The organism is Banduia mediterranea, from assembly GCF_031846245.1.
Classification (GTDB): domain Bacteria; phylum Pseudomonadota; class Gammaproteobacteria; order Nevskiales; family Nevskiaceae; genus Banduia; species Banduia mediterranea.
On sequence record NZ_JAVRIC010000095.1, the window covers coordinates 1 to 223 of the forward strand.

1 protein-coding gene is annotated in these 223 nt (G+C 65.5%); it reads left to right on the top strand.

What is annotated here, in order from left to right; genetic code table 11:
• Window positions 1-223: DesA/ISL3 alpha bundle tail domain-containing protein (locus RM530_RS18530; RefSeq protein WP_311366745.1), on the top strand; the 223-nt coding region annotated here is incomplete at both ends.

Below are 223 nucleotides of genomic sequence, written 5' to 3' on the forward strand. Positions count from 1 at the left end.
CGCGCTACCTGCTGCTGCGCAACCGCGACGACCTGTCCGAAGCCCAGGCCCAGCACCTTGACCGCTTGCTCCAGGCCAATCAGGGCCTGCAGACCGCTTACGTGCTCAAGGAACAGCTTCAGGCCCTCTGGCATTCACCCAAGAACGTCGCTGACATGTGCCGGCGCCTGGCCACTTGGTGCGACCTCGCTGAGGCCAGCGGCTTGCCCTCGTTGCGCCGATT